The sequence below is a fragment of the Mitsuokella sp. AF21-1AC genome, assembly GCF_003458855.1.
Taxonomy (GTDB): domain Bacteria; phylum Bacillota; class Negativicutes; order Selenomonadales; family Selenomonadaceae; genus Mitsuokella.
The window spans coordinates 1-17,174 of the sequence record NZ_QRVW01000028.1; the positions used below are offsets into that span (position 1 = coordinate 1).

At 61.7% G+C, this 17,174-nt stretch carries 14 protein-coding genes; 1 reads left to right on the forward strand and 13 read right to left on the reverse strand.

Annotation, left to right across the window (positions count from 1 at the left end):
- On the forward strand, window positions 1–171 hold a 171-nt coding region (locus DWX75_RS09715; RefSeq protein WP_199497586.1), incomplete at its 5' end, for a transposase.
- Window positions 172–1,886: 1,715 nt separating this feature from the next.
- On the opposite strand, the gene DWX75_RS09730 is transcribed toward DWX75_RS09715, so the two are convergent.
- The 13 genes from DWX75_RS09730 to DWX75_RS09790 form a co-directional block, all read right to left on the reverse strand.
- Window positions 1,887–2,549 (reverse strand): epoxyqueuosine reductase QueH, encoded by a 663-nt coding sequence (locus tag DWX75_RS09730; RefSeq protein WP_118016124.1) that lies wholly within the window; start codon window positions 2,547–2,549, stop codon window positions 1,887–1,889.
- A gap of 165 nt (window positions 2,550–2,714) precedes the next feature.
- The gene (ruvB, locus tag DWX75_RS09735; RefSeq protein ID WP_118016155.1) at window positions 2,715–3,692 is read right to left on the reverse strand and encodes a Holliday junction branch migration DNA helicase RuvB; all 978 of its coding nucleotides are present in this window, start codon (window positions 3,690–3,692) and stop codon (window positions 2,715–2,717) included.
- Window positions 3,693–3,771: 79 nt separating this feature from the next.
- A complete protein-coding gene (gene ruvA, locus DWX75_RS09740) occupies window positions 3,772–4,368 on the reverse strand; it encodes a Holliday junction branch migration protein RuvA (protein ID WP_118016125.1) in 597 nt (198 codons plus the stop codon).
- Window positions 4,365–4,859, reverse strand: a complete 495-nt coding sequence (gene ruvC / locus DWX75_RS09745; protein WP_118016126.1) for a crossover junction endodeoxyribonuclease RuvC — start codon at window positions 4,857–4,859, stop codon at window positions 4,365–4,367. The genes ruvA and ruvC overlap by 4 nt, the downstream gene beginning before the upstream one ends.
- 86 nt (window positions 4,860–4,945) lie before the next feature.
- The gene (locus tag DWX75_RS09750) at window positions 4,946–5,683 is read right to left on the reverse strand and encodes a YebC/PmpR family DNA-binding transcriptional regulator (RefSeq protein WP_118016127.1); all 738 of its coding nucleotides are present in this window, start codon (window positions 5,681–5,683) and stop codon (window positions 4,946–4,948) included.
- A gap of 125 nt (window positions 5,684–5,808) precedes the next feature.
- Window positions 5,809–7,017, reverse strand: a complete 1,209-nt coding sequence (gene tyrS, locus DWX75_RS09755) for a tyrosine--tRNA ligase (RefSeq protein WP_118016128.1) — start codon at window positions 7,015–7,017, stop codon at window positions 5,809–5,811.
- 59 nt (window positions 7,018–7,076) lie between these two features.
- The gene (locus DWX75_RS09760; RefSeq protein WP_118016129.1) at window positions 7,077–9,203 is read right to left on the reverse strand and encodes a transglycosylase domain-containing protein; all 2,127 of its coding nucleotides are present in this window, start codon (window positions 9,201–9,203) and stop codon (window positions 7,077–7,079) included.
- Between the two features lie 81 nt (window positions 9,204–9,284).
- Complete coding sequence (locus DWX75_RS09765; protein ID WP_118016130.1) at window positions 9,285–11,660, reverse strand: endonuclease MutS2; 2,376 nt, start codon at window positions 11,658–11,660, stop codon at window positions 9,285–9,287.
- A gap of 45 nt (window positions 11,661–11,705) precedes the next feature.
- Window positions 11,706–14,195, reverse strand: a complete 2,490-nt coding sequence (locus tag DWX75_RS09770) for a DUF3656 domain-containing protein (protein WP_118016131.1) — start codon at window positions 14,193–14,195, stop codon at window positions 11,706–11,708.
- A 72-nt stretch (window positions 14,196–14,267) separates the two neighbouring features.
- Complete coding sequence (scpB, locus tag DWX75_RS09775) at window positions 14,268–14,999, reverse strand: SMC-Scp complex subunit ScpB (RefSeq protein ID WP_118016132.1); 732 nt, start codon at window positions 14,997–14,999, stop codon at window positions 14,268–14,270.
- The gene (locus DWX75_RS09780; RefSeq protein ID WP_118016133.1) at window positions 14,986–15,813 is read right to left on the reverse strand and encodes a ScpA family protein; all 828 of its coding nucleotides are present in this window, start codon (window positions 15,811–15,813) and stop codon (window positions 14,986–14,988) included. Before DWX75_RS09780 ends, scpB begins: the two co-directional genes overlap by 14 nt.
- 11 nt (window positions 15,814–15,824) lie before the next feature.
- The gene (locus DWX75_RS09785) at window positions 15,825–16,451 is read right to left on the reverse strand and encodes a site-2 protease family protein (protein WP_118016134.1); all 627 of its coding nucleotides are present in this window, start codon (window positions 16,449–16,451) and stop codon (window positions 15,825–15,827) included.
- Window positions 16,452–16,523: 72 nt separating this feature from the next.
- Window positions 16,524–17,069: an NUDIX domain-containing protein gene (locus DWX75_RS09790; RefSeq protein ID WP_118016135.1), complete on the reverse strand. Its 546-nt coding sequence runs from the start codon at window positions 17,067–17,069 to the stop codon at window positions 16,524–16,526.
- Between the last annotated feature and the right edge of the window lie 105 nt (window positions 17,070–17,174).

Sequence of the window (17,174 nt, forward strand, 5' to 3'; positions counted from 1 at the left end):
AAGGCACTCAAAGGCGGCAGTGCCAGACTGTTCCTCAAAAAACATCCCGAGATTAAACATGATAAATTCTGGGACGGTCATATCTGGTCACGCAACTACTATATGAGCACACTTGGCAACATGAGCAAGGAAGTAGTCGCAAAATACATCCAGAATCAGTATTCCAAGTGACTACCGTTGCGGCCACTCCTCTCCTGACTGAAGTAAGAAGATTCCTGGCCGCATTTTAATTGAACCAAATCCCCTGATGAGTCCAGGGACCTCTTCCGGCCCTGCGGGCCACCTTCTCCGGGGATGCCCCCGGCATCCCGCGCTTCGCGCCCGTGCGCGGGGCTACGACGTTTGCAAGAACTTGCAGTCGAGTATTGTTCTTGCCCGCCCGCCCATGGACCTCTTCCGCCTCGCAAGCTCGGCACCTTCCCCGTGCGCGGGGAAGGCTGCGCGAATTGCTGCGCTGGTTGTTCTGCCGAAGGACAAGAGCCCGAGCGGAGGGATGTATTCCGCCTGGAGGCGCGCAGCGATTGCCCGCAGGGATGGGGCCCCACACCAAAGGCGCTTCACTCCGGATGTCAGAACGCCGCGGCAGGCGGCGAAACCTCTTTGCTGCACGCAGCAGATTGGGTCACATTTAGCTGTGCGCTGAAGCCGGAATGCATCTCGCAGCGCCCTTGCATTCCTCCTTTCATCAAGCAGAAATGCAACTGCCAGCAGTTCCCCTATCGACCCTGCGGGCCACTTCCCCCGAAGGGGGAAGCTTTGCTTCGCACCCGTGCGCGGGGTACGATGCTTGATACTTTCTGCGAACTGGTTTCCTTCGCATGCCATCCGCCCATGGACCTCTTCCGCCTCGCAAGCTCGGCACCTTCCCCGTGCGCGGGCTATGACGCTTGTAAATATTCGCAGTCGAGTCATGTTGATGCCCGTCCGCTCATGGACCTCTTCCGCCCCTTCGGGGCACCTTCCCCGTGCGCGGGGAAGGCTGCGCGAATTGCTGCGCTGGTTGTTCTGCCGAAGGACAAGAGCCCGAGCGGAGGGATGTATTCCGCCTGGAGGCGCGCAGCGATTGCCCGCAGGGATGGGGCCCCACACCAAAGGCGCTTCACTCCGGATGTCAGAACGCCGCGGCAGGCGGCGAAACCTCTTTGCTGCACGCAGCAGATTGGGTCACATTTAGCTGTGCGCTGAAGCCGGAATGCATCTCGCAGCGCCCTTGCATTCCTCCTTTCATCAAGCAGAAATGCAACTGCCAGCAGTTCCCCTATCGACCCTGCGGGCCACTTCCCCCGAAGGGGGAAGCTTTGCTTCGCACCCGTGCGCGGGGTACGATGCTTGATACTTTCTGCGAACTGGTTTCCTTCGCATGCCATCCGCCCATGGACCTCTTCCGCCTCGCAAGCTCGGCACCTTCCCCGTGCGCGGGCTATGACGCTTGTAAATATTCGCAGTCGAGTCATGTTGATGCCCGTCCGCTCATGGACCTCTTCCGCCCCTTCGGGGCACCTTCCCCGTGCGCGGGGAAGGCTGCGCGACTTGCTGCGTTCGTGTTCTGCCGAGGGAAATGGGCCTGAGCGGAGGGATGTATTCCGCCTGGAGGCGCGCAGCGATTGCTCGTAGCAATACACGTAGGGGACGAGGGTGCATAAGCGGAGCGTTGCTCCCTCGTCCCCGTCTTTCACATTCAGCCACGTGCTGAAGCCGGAATACATTCCGCAGCGCCTTTTACACGTGCATGCTCTCTATGCTCATTTACATTGAGCCTATGCGTCACTGCTCGTAATCACCCCTTCAGTCGCCTGCGGCGACAGCTTCCCCAAAGGGGACGCCGACCTCCTCCATCAGCCGACCGACTTCGCGCAGCATTGCGCCCTCATCTCCGTCTTTCACATTCAGCCGCGTGCTGAAGCCGGAATGCATCCCGCAGCGGCCTCTTGTGCCTCTTTTGCCTCACGTGCCTCGCGCTCGAGGCGGGCGCGCTTCTTGGCCTTGTTCTCCTTCTTGCGCTGCTTGCGGATCTCGCGCGAATAACGCTCCTCCTCGCTGAAAATGCAGCCGCAGTACGGCTGGCGGTAGAGCTCAAGCTCGTGGCTGATGTCGATGCCTTCCTGCCAGCCCGGACGGAAATCTTCATAATAAAAGGTCACGCCGTATTGCGCTGCGAAACGCTCGGCCGTGCGGCGCATGAGATCATGCTGCTGGTAGATGCTGTAGAAGAGCGTCGACGTAAAGGCGTCAAAACCGTGCTCGGCCGCATAGCGGGCCGTCTCCTCGAGCCGCCAGGTATAGCACATCGTGCAGCGGCCGTTCGGCAGAGCCTCGGCCGGCAGCGCCTTCTTGAGAAAATCACGCAGCCGGTAATGCTCGTCGGCATGAAATTCCATCCCGACCTTCTCGGCAAATTCTTTAGCCATCTTTAGACGCATGTCCCACTCTTTGTAGGGATGGATGTTCGGATTGAAGAAATAGCCGACGGGCTCAATGCCCTCTTCCCGCAAGGTCTTGACGGGATAGCAGGAGCACGGGCCGCAACACATATGGAGTAACAAACGCAAGTGGCTCACCTCTTTCTAGTTGCTTGCTTATTTCATGGAAAACTCGTAGACCCGCTGCGGACAGGCCATGCGCTTTGTCATTCACGAATCGGTTGCTCATCTTTTGAGATGCGCGCGAAGACCTGGCACCGGCAGGCACGAGCTTGCCTTTCGTGGCTTGTTTGCTTACTTCTCGGGATACGGGATGCCGAGATGCTCATAGCCGGCTCTCGTCACGACGCGGCCGCGCGGCGTGCGGTTGAGGAAGCCGAGCTGGATGAGATAGGGCTCATAGACGTCCTCAATCGTATCCCGCGCCTCGCTGATGGCCGCCGCGAGCGTATCGAGGCCAACGGGGCCACCCGCGAACTTCTGGATCATCGTCATGAGCATGCGGCGGTCCGTGTGGTCGAGGCCGGCCTTGTCGACCTCGAGCATGCGCAGCGCCTTGTCGGCAATCTCATTCGTGATGACACCCGCACCCTCGATCTGGGCCACATCGCGCACGCGTTTTAAAAGCCGGTTGGCCACGCGCGGCGTACCGCGGCTGCGGCGCGCGATCTCCAGCGCCCCCTCGTCCTCAATCGGGATCTCGAGGATCTCGGCCGCGCGCTTGATGATGTGCACGAGAGACTCCGGCGTGTAGTACTCGAGGCGCGAAATGACGCCAAAGCGGTCGCGCAGGGGCGCTGCGAGCGCACCGGCCTTCGTCGTCGCGCCGATGAGCGTGAACGGCGCGATATCGAGCCGTATCGAGCGCGCACTCGGTCCCTTGCCGATGATGATGTCGAGCGCAAAATCCTCCATGGCCGAATAGAGTACTTCCTCGACGCTGTGCGAAAGGCGATGAATCTCGTCGATAAAGAGCACGTCGTGCTCCTGTAGATTCGTGAGCAGCGCCGCGAGATCGCCGCTGCGCTCAATCGCCGGGCCCGAGGTCTGGCGGAAATTGACGCCGAGCTCGTTGGCGATAATGCCCGCGAGCGTCGTCTTGCCAAGCCCCGGCGGGCCGTACAGGAGCACGTGGTCAAGCGCCTCGCCGCGCGACAAGGCCGCCTGAATGAAAATCGAGAGATTGGCCTTGACCTTCTCCTGACCGATGTATTCAATGAGCTTGCGCGGACGCAGGCTGTACTGCCAGTCGTCCGCCCGCTGCTCATCCATCGCGACGATGCGGTCCTCATCGTCATAGGAATCAAAACCGTCCAAGCCGGCACCTCCTTCTGTTAATCCCAAAATTGCATCACATATGGCTCAATGCCTTGAGCGAGGCCTTGATGATGGCCTCGGTCGTCTTGTACTTCGCCGTCTTGCGGATGACGGGCGCAAGCTCCGCCTGCGTGTAGCCGAGAGCCTTGAGTGCCTCCGTCGCCTCGGCCACGGCATCGTCGCCCGCGGGGACATCCGTCGTCAGCGTCAGATCGTCCTCCTCGCCGCCCGCGAAGGCCACTTTGTCCTTGAGCTCGAGGATCAGCCGCTCGGCCGACTTCTTGCCGATGCCCGGCAGCTTCGTCAGCACGCTCGTCTGCTTGTTCTGGATGGCCCGGCAGAGCCCCTCGACCGTGATGGACGAGAGGATGCCGAGCGCGACTTTCGGGCCAATTCCCGAGACGCCGATGAGCTGCAGAAAGAGATCGTACTCCTCCTGCGCCGCAAAGCCGTAGAGCACGATGGCATCCTCGCGCACGCTCGTGTACGTGAAGAGCCGGGCCTCCTCGTGCAGCCGCAGCTTCTGGCGCGTCGAATTCGCGATGAAGACGCGGTAGCCCACGCCCTGCACATCGAGCAGGCAGTAATCCGTATAAAGATAGATGATGGTTCCGCGCAGATAGCCGATCATAATTGATTCCTCCAGGTCATGCTATTGAGGCAATGTGTCGTGCAGATGGCGATGGCCAAAGCGTCGGCCGTATCATCTGGCTTCGGTGGCTTCGGCAGGTTCAGGATTTTCGTGACCATGTAGATGACCTGCTGCTTGTCGGCCTTACCGTAGCCCGTGACATCCTGCTTGATCTGCATCGGCGTGCGCTCGACGAGCCGGAGGCCATTCTTGGCCGCCGTCAGCAGCACGATACCCCTGGCCTGGCCGACCGGAATAGCCGTCGTAACGTTGCGGTTGAAGAAGAGCTTCTCGACGCCCATGACATCGGGCTTGTACTTCTTGATGAGCGCGTCGAGCTCGTCGTAGATCTTCATGAGCCGGTCCTCCATCTTCATCTCGGGCGAGGTGAAAATCGAGCCGTAGGCCCGCGGGATCAGGCGGCTGCCGACCGATTCCACAAAGCCGAAGCCGCAGATGGCCGTGCCGGGGTCAATGCCTAATGCTAGCATAAGGGGTAGTCTCCTTTTCATGAAAGCAAGCCCCTACAAATCGAATGTCGAATCGTAGGGGCTTGCGCATCGTCCGGCCGGGAGGCTTATTCCTCCTCGTCGTCGGACTCGTAATTGCTGTAAACGTTCTGGACGTCGTCGTTCTCCTCGAGTGCATCGATGAGGTTCTGCATCTTCTCGGCGTCCTTGCCGGTCAGATGGACCGTCGTATCCGGTACCATCGTGACTTCTGCCGAAGCCGTCTCAATACCCTTCTCGCCGAGCGCCTGCTCGATGGCGTCGAAGGAATCCGGCTCACCCGTGATCTCGAAGACCTCGTCTTCCGACTTCATGTCCTCGGCACCGGCATCGAGCACGATCTCCATGAGGGCATCCTCGTCGTCAAACGCTTCCTTCTCAACGATGAAAACGGCCTTCTTCTTGAACATCCAGGCCACGCAGCCATCCTGACCGAGGTTGCCGCCGAACTTCGAGAAGAGGTGGCGGACATCGGCAGCCGTGCGGTTGCGGTTATCCGTGAGGATATCGAGCATGACGGCCGTGCCGCCCGGGCCGTAGCCCTCGTACATGATCTCCTCGTAGCTGCCGCTCTCGGTGTTGCCGAGGCCTTTCTCGATGGCACGCTTGATGTTGTCCTTCGGGATGTTGTTGGATTTCGCTTTGGAAAGGGCCAGCTTCAGGCGCATGTTGCCCGTCGGGTCAGCACCGCCCATGCGGACGGCAATCGTGATCTCACGGCCGATTTTCGTCGTGATCTTGCCGCGGATGGCGTCGTTTGCCCCTTTTTTGCGCTTGATATTTGCCCATTTAGAATGTCCTGACATAAAAGAACACCGCTCCTTCAATCAAAATTGCACGTTATCCTGTGATAACTTGTTTATTTTACCACAAATCCCCGCTTCCCACAACATGAAACGGCGGGCAGAGGGCGATTTGCTGTTCCTGTCTGTTATTTCACGAGCTTGAAGTACTTCTTCTTGCCCTTCTTGATGATGGCCGAACCATCCTTAAAATCGCTGTCCTGGAGGACGTAGTCGACGTCCTTGACCTTCTCGTCGTTGAGGGAGAGGCCGTTCTGCTGGATCAGGCGGCGGCCCTCGCTCTTCGAGGCGAAGACCTTGCCGGCCGTGAGGACGTCGAGGAGTTTCCTGCCGGCCTCAGCCGCGATTTTCGGCATGTCGTCCGTGTTGCCCGCACCGCCGAACAGGGCCTCGGCTGCCTTCTGCGCCTTCTCGGCCTCTTCCTCGCCGTGGACGATCTTCGTGACCTCATAGGCGAGCACGCGCTTGGCCTCGTTGATGGCCGCATCCTTGAGGCTGCTGAGGCGGTGTACCTCCTCCATCGGCAGGAACGTCAGGAGAGACAGGCATTTCTCGACGTCGGCGTCGTCGACGTTGCGCCAGTACTGGTAGAACTCGTACGGCGAAGTCTTCTCAGCATCGAGCCAGAGCGCTCCGCCTGCCGTCTTGCCCATCTTCTTGCCGTCGCTCTTCGTCAGAAGCTTGTTCGTCAGGCCGTAGACTGCCACATTGTTCTTGCGGCGGTTGAGCTCGACGCCGGCGATGATGTTCGACCACTGGTCGTCGCCGCCCATCTCGAGCCTGCAGCCGTAGCGGCGGTTGAGCTCGAGGAAGTCGTAGGCCTGCATGACCATGTAGTTGAACTCGAGGAAGGTCAGGCCCTTCTCCCAGCGCTGCTTGTAGCATTCGGCCGCGAGCATGCGGTTGACCGTGAAGCAGGCGCCGACATCGCGCAGCAGGTCGATGTAGTTGAGCTTTCTGAGCCAGTCGCCGTTGTTGACCATGATGGCCTTGTCATCGGAAAAATCGATGAAGCGCGCGATCTGCTTCTTGAAGCATTCGCAGTTGTGCTCGATGTCCTCGTCCGTCAGCATCTTGCGCATGTCCGTGCGGCCCGAGGGATCGCCGACCGTGCCCGTGCCGCCGCCGACGAGGCAGATCGGGCGGTGACCGGCGCGCTGCATGTGCGCCATGGCCATCAGCGCGATGAAATGGCCTGCATGCAGGCTGTCCGCCGTCGGGTCAAAGCCGATGTAGAACGTCACGCGTTCCTTGTCGAAAAGCTCGCGCAGTTCCGCTTCATTCGTGCACTGAGCGATGAAGCCTCTTTCTTTCAGGGTGTCAAATACATTTGCCAACAATCTCTCTCCTTTATGCAAAGCAGCGGGCGGCCTGCCCGCTGCCGAAATTCATGGTTTTAGTTCTTGCCCTTTGAGACGCTGCTGCCGGGTTCCGGCGCCGCTGCCGCGGGGGCTGCATTGCCGCCTGATGCCGGGCCCTGCGCCGGTGGAGCCGCCGGCTGCTGGGCATTGTCATTCGGCTTCTTGCCGTTATCCTTGCCCTTCTCCGGTGCCTTGGTCTCCGATTTCGCCGCGGACGATTCCTTTTTCGTCACGGCCGTGCTCTTGTCATCCTCGAGCGAACCGATGGAATCGCTCTTTGACGACGAGGAGCCGTCGAAGTCCTTCGCGGGCGTGCCCTTGAGCGCATCCGTCATGAAGGATTTCCAGATGCTGGCGGGCAGCATGCCGCCGGTCATCGTGCCCATCGAGGTGTTGTCGTCGTTGCCGATCCAGACACCCGTGACGAGGTCCGGCGTGTAGCCGACGAACCACGCATCGTGGTAGTCGCTCGTCGTGCCCGTCTTGCCGGCGGCCGGACGGCCGATGTTTGCGCCGCGGCCCGTGCCGGACTTGATGACGTCTTCGAGCATGCTCGTGAGCTCAGCGGCGCTGTCCTCGCTGATGACGTTGTGCTGCTCGGGGTTCGCTTCATCGATAACCTTGCCGTTGCGGTCGAGCACCCGGACGATGACGACGGGGTCAACGTGAACGCCCTTGTTCGCAAACGTGCCGTAGGCGCTCGTGAGCTCCAGCGGCGTCACGCCCTTCGTCAGACCGCCGAGCGAAGCCGCGAGATTCTTGTCGTTCTGCGGGCCGTCGGTGACGAGCGTCGTGATGCCCATCTCCTGCGCGTAGTAGAGGACCTTCTCGATGCCGAGCTTCTGGGCAATCTTGACCGTCGGCACGTTCATCGAGTGCGTCGCGACCTGGCGCAGCGTCACGGCGCCGCTGAAGGTGCGCTCGTAGTTCTGAGGCTCCCAGTCGCCGATCTTTATCGGGCTGTCGTTGATGACCGTTGACGGCGTGAACTTGTTCTCGAGTGCCGCCGCAAAGACGAACGGCTTGAACGAAGAACCCGGCTGGCGCTCGGCCATCGTGGCGCGGTTGAACTGATCCGTGCCACGGCCGCCGACCATCGCCTTGACGTAGCCCGTGTGCGGGTCGATCGCGACGAGCGCGCCCTGCGGCTGCTGGACGCCGTTGCCGTCCTTCTTGCCGTTCGGCAGCTTCTTCATGGCGCTTTCGGCCACACGCTGCATGTCCATGTCGATGGTCGTGTAGACCTTGAGCCCTTCCTTGTAGACCTTGTCCGCGCCGTACTTGTCGATGAGCTTCTGCGTCACGTAATCGATGAAGTACGAAGCCTCGTGGTCATCCTTCTTCTGGCTTGGCTGCACGAGGTCGAGCTTCTCTTTCTTCGTCTTCTCCGCCGTCGCCGTGTCGATGTAGCCGTACTTGGCCATCTGGTCAAGCACCGTCGCCTTGCGGTCCTGAGCGGCCTGCAGGTTGTTGAGCGGCGAATAGTAATTCGGGCTCTTCGGGATGCCGGCGAGCATCGCGCATTCGTTGAGCGTGAGGTCCTCGACGTCCTTGCCGAAGTACGTGCGCGCTGCGGCCTGCACGCCGTAGGCGCCCTGGCCGAAGTAAATCTGGTTCAGGTAGAGCTCGAGGATCTCCTGCTTCGTGTACTGGCGCTCGAGCCGCAGGGCCAGGAAGAGCTCCTGGATCTTGCGCTTGAGCGTGCGATCCTGCGTCAGATACGCATTCTTGGCGAGCTGCTGCGTGATAGTCGAGCCGCCCTCTGAGACCGTGCGGCCGCGCAGATTCGCCCAGATGGCACGCGCGATGCCGCGCGGGTCCACGCCGATGTGGTCGTAGAAGCGGTTATCCTCCACGGCAACGAATGCGTCCTGCAGGTTCTGCGGGACCTGGCTGAGCTTGACCGGCATGCGATCTTCCTCTGCGTGGATCGTCGCGATCTCATTGCCGTCAATATCGTAAACCTGAGACGAGGCCGGCGGCAGGATATCATCCGCCAGATCCGATTTGGTATTCATGCTCGCGGTCAAAAAGCCGCAGCCAACACCGATCAGCATGACCACCAGGACGATGCCAATGCCCATGAGGGTCTTATGTGCGGTCGAACGGCCGCCAGTCTTCGGGGCTCGTCTGTGATGGTTTTTCGGGTTTCGAGTTTCCATTTGGCGCCTCCTTCAAACATATACGCCTTTCATTTTACCACACATTCGCGGAAAAGCATATGGTTTTCCTGTTTCTGCGCCTCATTTGAGGTTGACGACCGTCGCGCCCGTGCCGCCCTCATTGATATCGGCAAACTGGAAACTCACGACGCTCGGATGATGCCTGAGATACGCATGGATGCCCTTGCGCAGCGCGCCCGTTCCCTTGCCGTGGATGACGAGGACCTGCGAGAGGCCGGCCATCTCGGCATCGTCGAGGAATTTGCCGACGACCATCTCGGCCTCGTCGACCATGAGGCCGCGGATGTCGATCTCGCGGCTGATGCCCTGCACCTTCTGCATGAAGGAGCGCGTCTGGCGGTTCTTCGAGGAGGATGCGGCCGCAGGCCTGTTTTCCGGCGCACGGCTCAGGAAGCGGCAGGCCGAAGCCTTGACCTTCGTGTGCAGGCTGCCGATCTGCACGAGGAGTTCCCTGCCGTCGACGGCGAGCACCGTCCCCTTCTGATCGAGCTTCTTGACGTAGACGCTGTCGCCCGGGCGGATGGTCTTGAGATTCACGGCCTCGCCGACGCCCTTCTGCGTCATGATGCCCGGGCGCGCCTTCTCGAAGGCCTCGTTGAGCTTCGCGCGGGCGTCCTGGATGGCCTGCTGGCGGCGCTTGATGCCCTGGTCGTCGAACTGCTCCTTGAGTTCCTTGATGATGGCCTCAGACTCGCGGCGCGTGCGGCGCACCATGGCGGCGCTCTGCTCGCGGGCCTTGCGGATCATGTCGCCCTTGCGCTTCGCGAGCTCCTCCTTCATGCCGGCGACCTTCTGCTCGAGCTGCGTCACGCGCTGCTGGCGCTCGAGGATGTCGGCGTTGCGCTGCTCGTACATCATCTTCTCGTTCTCGAGTTCGTTGATGACGTGCTCGAACTGCGCGTGGTCGGCCTTGACGAGCTGCTGGGCCCTTATGATGAGGGCCTCCGAGAGCCCGAGCCGGCGGCTGATGGCAAAGGCGTTGCTCGCGCCGGGCATGCCGATGAGCAGCCGGTACGTCGGGCGCAGCGTCTTCACGTCGAACTCCACGCAGGCGTTCTCGATGCCGTCGCGCGAATAGGCAAACGTCTTGAGCTCGGAGTAATGCGTCGTCGCGACGGTCGTCGCACGCAGCTGCAGCAGCTTCTCGAGGATGGCCATGGCGAGCGCCGCGCCCTCCTCGGGGTCAGTGCCGGCGCCGAGCTCATCGAGCAGCACGAGGTCGTCGGACTCGACCTTCTCGAGGATGCGCACGATATGCGTCATGTGCGCCGAGAACGTCGAGAGATTCTGCTCGATGCTCTGCTCGTCGCCGATATCGGCGTAGATATTCGGATAGACGGAAATGACGGGGTCGGGTGCCGTCGGCAGGTAGCAGCCCGACTGCGCGAGGAGCACCATAAGGCCGAACGTCTTCATGCTGACGGTCTTGCCGCCCGTGTTCGGGCCGGTGATCAAGAGCATGCGGTAGCCCTCGCCGATGCGCAGGTCAATCGGCACGACCTTTTCCTTCGGGATGAACGGATGGCGTGCCTGCCGAAGGTCCGTGCGGCCCTCGCGGTTGAGCTCCGGGCGCTGCGCGTCCATCTGCTGCGCGAGACGGGCCTTCGCGAACGCGAAGTCGATATCGCCTAAAATGCGGCAGTTCTCCGCCAGCGTCTCGCCGTTCTTGTTGACCTCGGCCGAGAGATGGCGCAGGATGCGCTGGATTTCCTGCTGCTCGGCGAGCGTCAGCTGCTTGACGTCGTTGTTGAGTTCGACGATGGCCATCGGCTCGATGAAGAGCGTCGCGCCCGTTGAAGACTGGTCGTGCACGATGCCCGGGAAGCGCGAGCGGTACTCCTGCTTGACGGGGATGACGTAGCGCTCGTCGCGCACGGTGACGATGGCATCCTGGAAAAATTTCTGGTATTCCGCCGTGTGCAGGATGCTGCCGATGCGCTCCTTGATCTTGCCCTGCGCGCTCTTGAGCTCGCGGCGGATGCGCCGAAGCTCGACGCTCGCGTCCTCGCGCATGGCGCCGTGCTCGTCGACGGTGTTTTCGAGCAGCCGCTCGAGCTGGCCGAGGATCTCGATGCTCCGCGCCCACTCCTTGAGCGTCGGGGCCTCGACCTCGCTGTCGCGGAAGAAGCGCTTGACACTCCGCATCGCGTAGAGCGTGCTCATGATGCTCACGATGTCGTCGAGGTCGAGCACGGCGCCCATCTTCACCTTCTTGAGCAGGGGGCGGATATCGAAGATGCCGCCGAACGGAGGCGCGGCCGTCTCAAGGACCGTCACGGCCTCCGTCGTCTCCTGCATCCATTCGACGGCTTCGTCAAAGTCGCTGGTCGGCAGCATCGTCTGCGCGCGTTCCCTGCCGATGAGCGAGGACGTGCAGGCGGCGAGCATCTCGCGCACCCGGCTGTATTCCATGATCTTATAGGTTTCTTGTTCCATTGTTCGTTCTTTACCTCATTTGACGGTTCTAAACGGCGTGAATGCTTAAAGGACGCCGCGGAAATAGTGGCCGCGCGTGATATCAGGGCCCTCCTGCTCGCGCACCCATGCCTCCTGTGCCTCGTCGAGCTCAGATGGCAGGTTCATGGCGCGGCGGTAGGCTGCCACGAGGCGGCGAATCTCGTCCGGCGCCAGGGCTTTGGCCTCGATGCGGAGCGTCCGCACGCCGCCCGGGATGAATTTCATCGCATGCGGCAGCATCGAGAGCACCTTGCTGTTGAGCACGTGCATGTGGCAGAACTGGTCGGTCACGAGCGGGAAATCCGTGTCCTTGCGGTCGCGCAGCGCAAAGCGGCGCTTCGTGCAGGGCTGGCTGCACGGGCCCTTGTCGATGCCGCCGAGGAAGCTGCCCATGACGCAGTACTCCGAGATCATGAGCTCGAGGCGCCCGTGCACGATGCATGTGAGCGGCAGCGGCGAGTCCTTCGCAATCTCCAGGATCTGCCCGCGGTTGAGCTCAGGCGAGAGTGTCGCCTCGGCCACGCCGTATTCTTTGAGGAAGGCCAGCGTCTGGCGGTTGTACGAGATCAGCGAGTAATCGGCATGGATGGGCAGTGTCGTCAGGCGGCGCACGAGGCCGAGCGTGCCGATGTTATGGACGTGAATGGCCGCGGGCGCAAATTCCCGCCAGGCTGCCATGAGGCGCTCGACGCCCTTCTGATGGGCCTCGCGCACGATGCGCGGCATATTGAAGTCGATGCGCGCGCCGGCATCTTTGGCAAGCTGCCAGGCCGCCTGGTATTCTTCGGCCGTGATGACGTGATGGCGGTACGAGTCGCCGCCGAACAGGATGCCGTCAGCACCGCCCGCGAGCGCCGCTTTGACCTGCTCGAGCGTATCGCAGGCGACCATGAGCGAAGCACTCTCTTTGAGCACGTCGCGCGGCTTCTCCGGCGCGATGTGCCACGCCGGCACCTGACGGGCCTTCTCCATATGGATGGCGAGGCGCTTGTTCTCGAGCTCCTCGACGGCGCGGCGGCGTGCCTCGTTGATCTCGCTGACGGGCACCATGACCGCACCCTCGATGTCGCAGTCAAGAGACTTCATCGCAAAGACCGAGGTGCCGAGGCGCGCGGCCTGCTTGCGGACGGTTTCCTCCGAGAGCGGGCGCTTGCGCGCGGCTTCGCCGATGAAGTCCGTTTTGCCCGTGCCCGTCACGCCGTCCGCGTCGCGCAGCGTGATGACGAGCGGCTCGCCGATGGCGGCATGCACCGTAACGGCGACAGGGATGCGGCGCACGGGCGCTCCCGTGTCAAAGCTGTGCTTGGCTTTCTCCATGAGCGCGGCATCGTAGACCTTGAACACGCGGTCATGATGGCGCACGGCCGACGGAATCGCGAAGACGACGGTATCGCCCGCTTCGCCGCGCGCAAGCGCCTTGCCTTCTGGCGTCAAAAGCTCCTTGATCGTCGCCGTCACGCGGCCGCCGACCTTGACCCAGAAATCCACCTGGTCGCCGAGGCCGAGCCTGCCGCTGAGCTTCACGGTGACGAGCCGCTTGTCCCAGTCGTAATCGAGTACGCGGCCGATGAGCAGGCCGCGGTTGTTGGGCCGGCGGTCGCTCATCATCGTCCTGCCCGGGCGTCCGAGCAGATACGCCGTCGTGAAATCGCGGTTGAAGATCTGCGCGAGGTCGTCGCGCTCCTCTGCCGTCACCTCGTAGCCCTTGCTGCTGTAATATGAATCGATGGCCTCACGGTACGTGCGCACGACGGTCGCGACGTACTCGGGGCGCTTCATGCGGCCCTCGATCTTGAGGGAATTCACGCCGGCAGCGAGGAGCTCGGGAATAACGTCGATCGTGCTGAGATCGCGCGGCGAGAGCAGGTATTTGCCGGCCTCTTCGCCGAGCACATCCTCCCCTTTCTCGTCCACGAGCGTATACGGCAGGCGGCAGGGCTGCGCACAGCGGCCGCGGTTGCCGCTGCGCCCGCCGATCATACTGCTCATGAGGCACTGGCCCGAGTAGCAGACGCAGAGCGCGCCGTGCATGAACGTCTCGATCTCCACGCCGGCATGCGCGCAGATGTAGCGGATGTCCTTGATTGAAAGCTCGCGGGCCAGCACGACGCGCGAGAAACCGAGTTCCTTGAGCGTGCGCACGCCCTCGAGGCTGTGCACCGACATCTGCGTGCTCGCATGAAGAGGCAGATTCGGCACCGTCTCATGGGCAATCTTCGCGACGCCGAGGTCCTGCACGAGGATGGCGTCGGCGCCCGCCTCGTAGAGGAAGCGCAGATAGTCGCGCAGCTCCGGCAGTTCCTCGTCGTCGACAATCGTGTTGACCGTGACATGGATGGCCACATCGCGCAGATGCGCAAAGCGGATGGCCTCGCGCAGCCCCTCGCGGTCAAAATTCGCCGCATAGGCGCGGGCGCCGAAGACGTTGCCGGCCAGATAGACGGCGTTGGCGCCGTTCTCCACGGCCGCGATCAGGGCCTCTTTGCTGCCGGCCGGTGCTAATAATTCCACCAATTTCTTTTCCTCCTAATTACAATACGTATCTATTCCGAAAAAACAGCACGGCGCCAGGGCACGTGCTGTCCGTCAATCCTTCTGTTGCTCCGCCTGCGTCTTGGAAGCGGCGTCGTCTTTGGCCTCTGCTGCCCCGGGCTCCGCATCCTCTCTGGGTACAGCTTCTGCCGTGGGGGCTGCTTCCGTGTCTCCGGCGTCTCCCGCCGCGGGAGCTTCCTGCGGCTGCCGCCTTGCAAGGCTTTCACGCAGGATTGCCTTCTGCTCCTCGTCGAGGCTCTCGGCCGCATCCTCCGTCGTCGGCAGCTGCGGCAGGTCCGAAAGCGACTCGAGCCCGAAGCAGCGCAGAAACGCAGCCGTCGTCCCGTAGAGGATGGGCCGGCCGATGACCTGCTTGCGACCGCGCTCCTCGATGAGGTCGAGCTCTAAAAGCTTTGCAAGCGCACGCTCGATGCGCACGCCGCGCAGCCTCTCGATCTCGGGCTTCGTAATGGGCTGCTTGAACGCGATGATTGATAGCGTCTCAAGCGTCGGCGCGGACAGGCGCCGCTCCGTCACCTGGCTCAGGCGCTCGACGACGGGATAGGCCTCCTGCCGCGTGACGAGCTGATAACCGCCGGCCACGCGGTGAACGGTAAGGCCGCTGCCGCGCGCCAAAAGCTCCTGCCGGAGTTTCTCGACAAGCGGCTCAATTGCATCGGCCGGGCAGTCCATGACATGCGCCAGCGCGTCGCGGTCAAGGGGGTCCCCCGCCGCGAACAGCACGGCCTCGAGGAGTCCGACATCGCCCATATCACGTTGTTCCATGCAAAAACTCCTCTCTGTTCTGCGCATCCTGCCCCGCCTGCCCGTCCCGACCGGCCTGGCCATCTCGGCGGTGCCGGTCACTCCGGCCATCTGCCTGTTCTGCGCCCTGCCGCAGGGCGATTTCCATATCGGCGAAGAGATGCGGCTGACGCACCGTGACGAGTCCCTTCTTCATAAGCTCGAGGAGAGCCAGGAACGTCACGATGAGCTCGCCGCGCGCGCCGGGCCGGAACGCCTCGGTAAAGCGCACGGCTCCATGGCGTTTGGCCAGCAGCGTGAGGAGCGTCCCCATCTTCTCCTCGAGACTGTACGTCTCGGGTGCGACGAGCACCGCGGGGATCGTCGGCTCCACCTTGACCGCGAGGACCGATTGGAACGCCGCGACGAGCTCTTCAAGCGGCAGATGCTCGGGCGGCAGACGGTGCACGGGCAAGGGCAGCGGTGCCCTGCCCACGAAGCGTTCCTGCACCACGGCCATATCGCCGAGCACCTCGCTGACCCGCTTGAACTTCTTGTACTCGAGCAGCCGCTCGACGAGCTCGAGGCGCGGGTCCTCCTCCTCGCCCGTCTCTTCGTGCACGGGCTTCGGCAACATCATGCGCGACTTGATTTGGAGCAGTGTCGCCGCCATCACGAGGAAGGCACTCGTCACCTCCATGTCCATGCGCTTCATCGTCTCGAGCGAATCGAGATACTCGCGCGTCAGAAGCGCGATGGGGATATCGTAGATATCGATCTTGTTCTTCTCGATGAGATGCAGCAGGAGTTCGAGCGGGCCGTCAAAGACCGGCAGGTGTATCGTGTAATCCTTCATGCTTCACCTGCTCAAAGGAACGGCGTCAGAATGAACAGGAAGGCCGACCAGATGAACCGCTGCAGCGGGATGAAGATCATGCTGAGGACCGGCGTCATGATGAGGACGATGAGGATGAGGAAGCTGTAGCGCTCCAGGCGCACGTACTCATACGCGAGCCTGCCCGGCAGCAGCTGGGCGAGCACATGCGAGCCGTCGAGCGGCGGCAGCGGAATCAGGTTGAAGATTGCAAAGTTGATGTTGTAGATGATGATGAGCTGCAGGACCTGGTACATGCCGACGGACGGACGCCCCGCGACATGATGATACGCGAGGAGTACGACAAGCGTCAGGAATGCCGTCACGAGGTTTGCAGCGGGCCCGGCCAGCGAGACGAGAATATCGTCGCGGCGCGGATTCTTGAAGTGGCGGGCGTCGATGATGACCGGCTTCGCCCAGCCGAAGCGCACGAGGAACAGCATGATGAGGCCGATGGGGTCGATATGCGCGACCGGATTGAGCGTCAGACGGCCCATCATGCGCGGCGTCGGGTCGCCGAGGGCGTCGGCCGTGCGCGCATGCGCGTATTCATGGATGACCATCGCAATGATGAGGCCCGGGATGCCTGCGACGATATCCAGCAGATTCAGATTAAACATAGATTCCCCCAATATCCTTTATCGTTCTATTGTATCGTTCGATCTCACGCATCGTTCCGGCAGACCAGGGCCTCAAGCCTTCTGCTGCTGGCTGACCATCAGGATCGAGACGACGCTCTTTGCATCGATGATGCGGCCGTCCCTGACCATCTCGAGGGCTTCCTTCATCGGCACTTTGACGACGTTGATGAATTCGTCCTCGTCCGTATGCTGCTTGCCCGGCGTCAGACCCTTGGCCACGTAGAGATGGATGTGCTCATTCGAGAACCCGACCGTCGTCGCGATCGTCGTGAGCTTCTCAATCTTGTCGGCCTTGTAGCCCGTCTCCTCCGAAAGCTCGCGCTCCGCACAGAAGAGCGGGTCCTCGTCGGGCGAATCGAGCTTGCCGGCCGGCACCTCGAGCGTGACCTGGTCAATCGGGTAACGGTACTGGCGCACGAGGATGATCGAGCCATCAGGGAATACCGGGATAACTGAGGACGCTCCCGGATGCTTGATCCACTCCCGCGTCGCCGTGCGGCCGTTCGGCAGCTTGACCGTATCCTTTTTCACGTGCAGCAGCACGCCGTCAAAGACATCCTCGCTTGCGATTTTCGTTTCAATCAGATCCTCATACATCGAAAAAACCTCCTCGTACCCCTTATTATCCATTACAGTATGGTCTGGCAGGCCGGCTCTCAAAGCCGTCCCGCCTCGTCTTTCTCATGACAGTCCGCTCTTGCG

Excerpts from the sequence above, each read along its gene's own strand:
- DWX75_RS09780 (WP_118016133.1), bottom strand. The coding sequence starts at position 15,813 with ATGAAGGATTACACGATACACCTGCCGGTCTTTGACGGCCCGCTCGAA.
- DWX75_RS09760 (WP_118016129.1), bottom strand. The coding sequence starts at position 9,203 with ATGGAAACTCGAAACCCGAAAAACCATCACAGACGAGCCCCGAAGACT.
- DWX75_RS09750 (WP_118016127.1), bottom strand. The coding sequence starts at position 5,683 with ATGTCAGGACATTCTAAATGGGCAAATATCAAGCGCAAAAAAGGGGCA.
- ruvB (WP_118016155.1), bottom strand. The coding sequence starts at position 3,692 with ATGGATGAGCAGCGGGCGGACGACTGGCAGTACAGCCTGCGTCCGCGC.
- ruvC (WP_118016126.1), bottom strand. The coding sequence starts at position 4,859 with ATGCTAGCATTAGGCATTGACCCCGGCACGGCCATCTGCGGCTTCGGC.
- DWX75_RS09765 (WP_118016130.1), bottom strand. The coding sequence starts at position 11,660 with ATGGAACAAGAAACCTATAAGATCATGGAATACAGCCGGGTGCGCGAG.
- scpB (WP_118016132.1), bottom strand. The coding sequence starts at position 14,999 with ATGGAACAACGTGATATGGGCGATGTCGGACTCCTCGAGGCCGTGCTG.
- DWX75_RS09785 (WP_118016134.1), bottom strand. The coding sequence starts at position 16,451 with ATGTTTAATCTGAATCTGCTGGATATCGTCGCAGGCATCCCGGGCCTC.
- DWX75_RS09790 (WP_118016135.1), bottom strand. The coding sequence starts at position 17,069 with ATGTATGAGGATCTGATTGAAACGAAAATCGCAAGCGAGGATGTCTTT.
- ruvA (WP_118016125.1), bottom strand. The coding sequence starts at position 4,368 with ATGATCGGCTATCTGCGCGGAACCATCATCTATCTTTATACGGATTAC.